Source organism: Aquicoccus sp. (assembly GCF_041686535.1).
Taxonomy (GTDB): domain Bacteria; phylum Pseudomonadota; class Alphaproteobacteria; order Rhodobacterales; family Rhodobacteraceae; genus Aquicoccus.
The window spans coordinates 21,172-29,040 of sequence record NZ_JAWLDS010000034.1 but is presented as its reverse complement, the minus strand read 5'-3'; the positions used below and the strand labels follow the sequence as shown (position 1 = coordinate 29,040).

Annotated in this window: 8 protein-coding genes and 1 riboswitch; all 8 genes read right to left on the bottom strand. The window is 64.6% G+C overall.

Annotated features, from left to right (window positions below):
- Positions 1–246 precede the first annotated feature (246 nt).
- Positions 247–1,038, bottom strand: a complete 792-nt coding sequence (locus ACESL9_RS09300; protein WP_372612756.1) for an abortive infection family protein — start codon at positions 1,036–1,038, stop codon at positions 247–249.
- 219 nt (positions 1,039–1,257) lie between these two features.
- Positions 1,258–1,914 carry an adenosylcobinamide amidohydrolase gene (locus ACESL9_RS09295; RefSeq protein ID WP_372612758.1) on the bottom strand — a complete coding sequence of 219 codons (657 nt, stop codon included), beginning with the start codon at positions 1,912–1,914 and terminating at the stop codon, positions 1,258–1,260.
- Positions 1,911–2,669 (bottom strand): ABC transporter ATP-binding protein, encoded by a 759-nt coding sequence (locus ACESL9_RS09290; RefSeq protein ID WP_372612760.1) that lies wholly within the window; start codon positions 2,667–2,669, stop codon positions 1,911–1,913. The genes ACESL9_RS09295 and ACESL9_RS09290 overlap by 4 nt, the downstream gene beginning before the upstream one ends.
- A complete protein-coding gene (locus ACESL9_RS09285) occupies positions 2,666–3,646 on the bottom strand; it encodes a FecCD family ABC transporter permease (RefSeq protein WP_372612762.1) in 981 nt (326 codons plus the stop codon). Before ACESL9_RS09285 ends, ACESL9_RS09290 begins: the two co-directional genes overlap by 4 nt.
- A complete protein-coding gene (locus ACESL9_RS09280; protein ID WP_372612764.1) occupies positions 3,646–4,524 on the bottom strand; it encodes an ABC transporter substrate-binding protein in 879 nt (292 codons plus the stop codon). Before ACESL9_RS09280 ends, ACESL9_RS09285 begins: the two co-directional genes overlap by 1 nt.
- Before the next feature lie 234 nt (positions 4,525–4,758).
- Positions 4,759–6,582: a TonB-dependent receptor plug domain-containing protein gene (locus ACESL9_RS09275; protein WP_372612766.1), complete on the bottom strand. Its 1,824-nt coding sequence runs from the start codon at positions 6,580–6,582 to the stop codon at positions 4,759–4,761.
- Between the two features lie 131 nt (positions 6,583–6,713).
- Positions 6,714–6,929: riboswitch (cobalamin riboswitch) on the bottom strand.
- A gap of 177 nt (positions 6,930–7,106) precedes the next feature.
- Positions 7,107–7,274, bottom strand: a complete 168-nt coding sequence (gene rpmG / locus ACESL9_RS09270; RefSeq protein WP_057816833.1) for a 50S ribosomal protein L33 — start codon at positions 7,272–7,274, stop codon at positions 7,107–7,109.
- Between the two features lie 79 nt (positions 7,275–7,353).
- Complete coding sequence (locus ACESL9_RS09265) at positions 7,354–7,782, bottom strand: PACE efflux transporter (RefSeq protein WP_372612769.1); 429 nt, start codon at positions 7,780–7,782, stop codon at positions 7,354–7,356.
- Between the last annotated feature and the right edge of the window lie 87 nt (positions 7,783–7,869).

Sequence of the window (7,869 nt, the reverse complement as noted above, 5' to 3'; positions counted from 1 at the left end):
TCGGCGTGGGGCAATTTATCCAGCAACGTCTTCCCTAGCCCAGACCGATGCGCAAGCCATCAATAGCACCCGGCCGGGGGGCGGCCGTGTGCCGCCCGGCCGGCTTCGCCGCTGTTCCGGGCAGGGCGAATTCGATCAAGGACGACATGTCTTGGATTGCGGGAACGAAGTCCGAAGGTCAGCCATGCGGACAAAACTGGCTTTCGCTTCGACTTGGCCAATGGCAGCTCCAGGGTGGTGTCGCGGCTAAGAACCGCTGATCCGTTGCTCCTCAATTCTCGCTTGCCAAGTCTCGATCAGAAACAAGGCCATGGACCCAGCCAGGTTGACAGTTAAAGCGGCGTGACGCGGCTTGAATGGAACTCGCAAGCGCCCCCCAGCATGGGCATCGCCACCTTTGTTGCGCAGAGAACCAATACTCTGAACGACACTCTGGCAGTTTCCTAAAATCGTTTTGAAGACTTCTTCCTGATGCTGCGACGGTGCGAGCTTCAAAACCTTTGCAGCCTCTGCGTATAGCTTCGGCACGTTCCATTTGGTTTCCCACTTTCCGCCGCTGTCTTCGATTATGTGTTTGCAGACTTCTTCAAGAAGTGTGCTGGCGGCGGTAACAGCGCCGTCTGGGTCCATGGTTCGTCTGTCCAGAGCCTTCGCCCAAAAAGCTTGGACGGCAGGCGCATCATAGACATCAAGACCATCTGTGATCGTAGCGTCTGCCGCACCGCCACCTGATTCTAGGAAGGTCAATATTGGAACGAAAGCATCGATAACGTGGCCTCGGCGTAGAGCCCAAGAACCCGAACCACTTGCTACGCTTGATAACGCTGAACGCACCGAAGCGGCATCATTTGAGAAACGCACAAACTCTGGAAGAAGCCGCTTGCTTGCCGGGTCTTCCATTAGCTTTCTTCTGGCCAATTTATACTCGGACTCCGAACCACCCTCAGTCGTAAGACCAATGATGTTGTTTTTAAGGAGTATCGCGCATTCAAAAAGGTCGTCAGGAATTTCTGGCGCGTCGAAATCGCCACAGGTCATTTACTTTCCCCGAACAAACAGCTTCCCACATGAGATCCCAATATCGAACTGCGGGCAAGGTCGCAAACGTTCGACCTGTTCCGTACACCGGACATTCAAGCCAAGCGCGGCATCCTTCACACTGGACTCCAAACCGTCAAATGGCAATTACGCCCAGAGACAAGGAACTCTTCCCCGATGCCCACCCCTTACCGGGCATCCTGCATCAGGTAACAAACCCTACCCCTCGCCCCCGTATGTCGCCTTCCACGCCAGCGCGCCCTCCAGCACCGCGCCGTAAACCGCGCGGCCCGTGGCCTCGCCCAGATCGGTGTGCAGCCCGGCATAGGGCAGATCGCCCGCCGGTGCGGCCAATGCCACGCAATCCGTGCCCGTGCCCGTCGCCGGGCCGGGGCCAAGCGGCAGATCGGCCGCGATCACCGCCGCTGTGCGCGCCTCGACCGCGATGCTCATCGCCTCGATCAGCGCCGCCTCGGTCAAGCCGAGATTCACCCGCAGCGCCACGTTGATCGTGCCCCAGTCATGGCCCGTCCGGTCGATCCTGTGGCCCACCCGCTCGGCATTCGAAAGCCCCACGGTGGCCACCGCATGGGCAATTGCCGCGCCCACACGGGCCTCGCCCTGCGTGAAACAGCCCACGTCGCGCGAAGTCAGGAACGTCACCGCATCGAGCGCATCCCGCGCCCGCAAAGCGCGCTCGAGCCACTCAACCGCATCAAGATCCTCGGGCAGGTCGGCATTGCGCACCTCGCGCCACAGGATACGCCGGGCGCGCACCCGCCCCGGCCGGTTCACCGCCCAGCTCAGCACCTCCATCTCGGCCCCCAGATCGAATTCCAGCCAGGGCCGGTCAAGACGCACCCCCGCGCCGCTCACCTCAGAACCTCCAGCGGCTGATAAACCGGTCCCTCTTCGGTCACCTGATACCAGGCCGAAATGCCGAACACCCTTGCCAGCCGCTCGGGCGTGAGAACCTCGCCCGGCGGCCCGTCGGCAATCATCCGCCCCTCGCCCAGAAGGATGAGCCGCGTGCAATGGCGCACCGCAAGCCCCAGGTCATGCATCGACACCAGTACCGATTTCCCAGCCTCGGCGAGGGCGGCAAAGCTCTGCATCGTGGAAATCTGGTGCGCCGGATCAAGCCCGGCAATCGGCTCATCCGCGATCAGGAGCGGCGTATCCTGCGCCAGCGCCCGCGCAATGAGAACCCGCGCCTGCTCGCCCCCCGAAAGCTGCGTTGCCGGACGGTCTCGCATATCGGCAAGCTCCATCCGCTCCAGCGCTGCCGCGACGCGGGCGCGGTCCTCGACACCGGGCCGTTGCAACGTGCCCAGATGCGGCACCCGGCCCAGCATCACCACGCTCTCCACGCTTACCGGCCAGGCGATCTCGCGCGCTTGCGGCATCCACGCCGCCACCTGCGCGCGCTCGGCCGCCGGCAACGCAGCCAGCGAACTGCTCCCCTCGAACGACAAAAGGCCCAGCACAGCACGCATCAGCGTGGTCTTGCCCGCCCCGTTCGGCCCGATCAGCCCCACGACCTCGCCCGTGCCGATCTCGAAACTGACGCCGGAGAATACCGCGCGCCCGTCCAGCCGCACGCCGAGGTCATTGACCGAAACGAGGCTCATATCCGCTCCCTTCTCAGCCGCAGGATAAGATGCAGGAAGAGCGGCGCCCCCACCAGCGCGGTCAGCACCCCGAGCTTCAGATCACGATCGGGCAGGATCACCCGCACCGCGATATCGGCCAGCAGAACCATCGCCGCCCCGCCCAGCGCCGAGGCCCACAAGAGCCGCCCGGGATGCCCCCCCACCAGCGGGCGCAACATATGCGGCACCACCAGCCCGACAAAGCCGATCGCCCCCGCCACCGCGGTGCCCGCACCGACCACGCAGGCCGTGCCAACCACCAGCATCAGCCGCAGCCGCGCCATGTCGATCCCCATCGCCTGCGCCGCGTCCTCGCCCAAGATGAGCGCATCGAGCCCCCGACCCAGCCCTGCCAGCAACGCCCAGCCGACCACCATCAGCGGCAGCGCCAGCCAGACATGGGTCATCGATCGGTCGGCCAGCGACCCCATCATCCAGAACACGATCTCGCTGGCGGCAAAAGGGTTGGGCGAAAGGTTCAGGACAAGCGCGGTCAAGGCCCCCGCCAGCGACGACACCGCGATCCCCCCGAGGATCAGGGTGAGCGACGTGCCCCGAGGCCCGGCAAGCGCCATCACCAGGAGAACCCCGCCCAGCGCGCCCGCCAAGGCCGCCAGCGGCAGGCCCAGCGCAAAGGTGGCGGCCAGCCCCGTCTGGATTGCCAGGACCGCGCCCAGCGCCGCCGACCCCGACACCCCGATCAGCCCCGGCTCGGCCAACGGGTTGCGCAGGTAGCCCTGCATCGCCGCCCCCGACAGGCCAAGACTCGCCCCGATCATCACCGCCAGAAGCGCCCGGGGCAGGCGGATATCGCGCATCACCAGCGCAACCGGGTCCTCGCCCCCGGCAAAGAGCGCAGCCAGGCTGCGCCCCAAGCCGATCTCGGCCGGTCCGGTCAGAAGCGAGACCAGGAACAGCACCGCCACCGCGACCAGCAAAGGCAATGCAAGCCGCATCACTCGCCCTCCCGCGCAGCGATGCGCCGCCGCACCTCGGCCAGGTCCTCGACCGCGTCGAGAACGAACGGCGTGCCACAGACCCAGCTCTGATCCTCGATCACGGCCCCCGCGCGTCCCGCCCGGAACGCACGCAACACCGGATGCGACAACACCTCTTCCGAGCGCGACCCGCCGGGATAGGTCCGGGCCGTGACCACAAGATCGGGGTCGGTGAGCGCCAGAACCTCAAGCGGCATGACCTGCCCCGAATCATATCCCGCCGCATGGGCGGCATTCTCGAACCCGGCCCGGTCGAGGATGTCACCCGACAGGCTCCCGCGCCCGGAAACATAGCCATTGGCGTGATAGATCACCGCGCGCGGGCGCGGTCCCTCACCCGCCTCCAGTGCCTCCAGCCGCGTGTCGAACCGCGCCAGAAGCGCTTGCGCCGCCCCCTCGCGCCCCAGAACCCGGCCCATCTGCATGATCCGGTCGCGCACATCCTCGAGCGTGCTGGCCGGGGCAAACTGCTCCACCCGGATGCCCAGCCGCTCCAGCATCGCAACCGTGCTGCGCGGCGACAGGGTGTTCGCCAGCACTAGGTCGGGGCGCATCAGGAAGATCTCCTCGGCGCGGCCATGGTTGATCTCAAGCTCGCGCGCCTCTTCGACCAGCGGCGACACCATCGGATCGAGCGACATCTGCGACACCGACCAGAGCTGCCCCTCGCCCGCCAGCAACATGGCAAGCAGGTCGGTGCAAAGGTTCATCGACACCACGCGCCCGGGTGCCGCATCAGACGGTGGCGGCGACTCGGTCTGTTCTGCCGCCGCCATTGGCGCCATGGCCCCCAGGAAGAGGGCAGCGGCCAGGGTTATGGCAATGACCCTTGTCACCTGACGCCGGAATCCCGCGAATCGGGTTCGCGAAATTGCCCAAAGCGTTTCGGAGGATTCGCTTGATCCGACCGGCGGGACGCAGGGCAGCGCCCGCTCCGCCCAACGGGCGGGCGCTTCACGCCCACCCCGGGACGGGCGCTGCCTTCACAATGCCGCGTCGCGTCCGTCACCGACACGGAGATACCCCTGCCATGCCGAATGTCCAATGCACGTGGTTTCATCGCCACCACCCTAGAACTCCGCACGAATCCCGAAATACACGGAACGACCCGGCTGGTTATAACCGCCAACGGTCTCGTAATCCTCGTCGGTCAGGTTCTCGATGCGCAGATAGGCCCGGGCGTTGTCCACCACGGCATAATCCAACCCGACATTGACGAGCGTGTAATCACCGACCTTGTGGCTCGCCGGGGCAAAGGCACTCGCCTCGGCGCCACTCGCATGCTTGACCTCGATATTGCCCGACAGCTTCGGCGTGACCTCCGCGTCCAGCCCCAGCACGGTCGTGTTGCGCGGCACCCCGGCGCGGCGCTGGCCGTTGCCATCCTTGGCATCGACATGGGTATAGGTGCCATAGATCGTGTATTGGCCGCTCAGCGCATAGCGCCCCGACATCTCGAATCCCTTGCTGACCGATGTGCCCGGCACCTGCACATAACCCGTGGGAAAGTTGTAATCGATCAGGTCATCGACCTCGGTGTAAAACAGCGTCCCGCGGACCGACCCGACACTGCCGAACCGATGTTCGACGCCCAGCTCGGCACTGCGGCTCTGCTCGGGGTCAAGCGCGGGGTTGCCGCCGAACGGACCGTAAAGCTCGTTGAGCGACGGCGCACGGAACCCGGTGGCCAGCGTGGCGCGAATATCGGTCGCGTCCGTGACATGCCAGACCCCGGCGACCCGCCCGCTCGCGTGACCGCCGAACTGCGAATGCTCGTCGTGGCGCAGGGCCAGCGACAGGTCGAAATCACCGGGCTGCAACAGAAGCTCGGCAAATGCCGAGCGCGTATCGGCGCCGCCCACCGTCTTGTAACGCTCCTCGGTATAGTCGAGCCCGAAGTTCAGAGTCGCGTTCGACGCCCCGCCCAGTGACGCGCTGCCCAAATAGGCGACCTGGTCGCGCGTGCTGTCGAAGGTCGAGGTATAGGTCGCCGTCTCCAGGTCGCGGTTCGACTCGAAATGGCTGTAGCTCAATTCATGGGTGACCCGCCCGGTGGTCAACTCGGCAAAAACGCGCGCACCGCGCTCCCGGGTCTGCCCGGTACCGCTCGGATCGCCGGCGATGTTGTCAAAGTCGAAATCGAGATCGCGATAGTAGATCGCACCGCCCACCGTGACGGCCTCGCTCACGTCATAACGCAGGGTCAGGTTCGCGGTGGTCTGCTCGGCACCGTCCTTCTCGGTATTGTCCGACAGGGCCGAGAACCCCTCGCTCTCGAGGCGCGAGACATTCAGCGCAACCTCGCCGCGGTCGTCCTTGTATCCCAGCATCACGTTGCCGGAATAGGTGCCGTAACTCCCCGCCTCCACGCCGACCCGCGTGGAAAAGCCGAGCTTCGTTGGCCGCGCGGTCGTGATATCGACCACGCCGCCGATCGCCTCGGAGCCGTAAAGCGCCGATTGCGACCCCTTGAGCAGTTCGACCCGATCGAGCCCCGCATTGGTCAGCCCGCCGAAATCGAACCGCACCTGCGTGCCCGCGGCGTCGGTCACGTCGATCCCGTCGATGCGCACACCGACATATCGCGCCGGCAAGCCCCGGACGGAGAGGCTGCTCGTTTGTCCAAGCGGCCCGCTTTGCGTGAAACTCAGGCCCGGCTTGCGCGACAGCGTATCGGCCAGCGGCCGCGTGTCCCCGTCGAGGTCGTCCTCTTCGAGGATATCGACCGTGGCGCCGGTCTTGCTCATCGGTTGCGGGATCAGGCTGCCCGAGAGGACAAGCGTGCCGAGGTCGGTCACGTCGCCTTCCTGGGCATGAAGGGCCGGTGCTTGCGCAATCAGCGCAGCCACCGCAGATGAGGTCAGCAGGCCGGTTCTGGTAATGGGTCGTGTCATGTCGTCGTCTTCCTTCCGTTCGCGCATCGCGCGAAGCTTCGAGTCTGTGCCTGCGGAAGAAAGATCGAGTCCGCAGACGGTGAGGATGCCACCACTACGGAAGGTCCGTTGCCGATGCGCGCCCCGCGCCCGGACAGGGTGATCACTCCGGCAGGTCTCCTGACTCGCGGGTCGTCGCTTGGCCGGGTCTTCCCATCGCGCGATCCGCGCAACAGTGACATGGTCCGGCTTCGCTCGCCGCTTACAGTTGCGGGGGCAGTCACGGAATTGCCAAGCCTGGGCCTGGCGCACCGTGTTCCCTTTTCACCGGACGGTTTCCCGTCCGGACCGAAGCACCTCGTGCCTTAGCGCAGCTTGCCGCGCCACGAAAGGAAAAATTCGCACCGCGCGTCCCGGGAACAGATGCGCAGCGGATGCCACCGACCGGGCGCGATGCAGGCGGGCGGCAATGGCCGAACCGTCAAGCCAAAAGAAAAAGCCGCCCCCGAAGGCGCGGCTTCAAATGATGCAAAGGTCAGGCGATCCTACTTGATCTTGCCTTCCTTGTATTCGACATGCTTGCGCGCGACCGGGTCATACTTGCGGATGCTCATCTTCTCGGTCATCGTGCGCGCGTTCTTTTTCGTCACGTAGAAATGGCCCGTGCCCGCGGTCGAGTTCAGGCGGATCTTGATGGTGGTCGGCTTCGCCATTGGTCTTCTCCTGCGGCGGGCGTGATCACACCCGCGAAATTCTCATGAAGCCTGCCTTTTAAGGGATAGCGCAGGCGAGTCAACCACGTTTCTCGACCCCACCGGGCGGAAACATCAGATCATAGACCCAGTTGAATGCGAACGCGTAAAGCAGATAGAATGCCGCCATCGAAAGATCGAGCCAGAACGCCTCGACAAACCCGATACCCAAATGCCATGCGATGAATGGCAACAGGATGATCAGCAGCCCCGCCTCGAAGAGTATCGCATGGATGATCCTGAGCCATATCGGCTTGCGCAGAGCGCCGGTCAGTCGCACAAGCACCCGGTCGAACGCCAGGTTGTAGATATAGACCCACACCATCGCCAGGGTCGTGCCCACGAGGGCAACCGTGCCCATCTCCGTCACCGGATAGCCCAGTCCCCACGACCCGAGCACCGTAAGGATCAAGAGGCCCGAAACCTCGAAGGAAACCGCGTGAATAATCCTTTCCCTGGTGTTGCGCATGTCGCAGCCCCCAATCATTCTCCGGGTCGTCCCGGACATATCGCCCGATCAACGGGGGAGGCCGTCCTCGCATGGATGGATCATAGG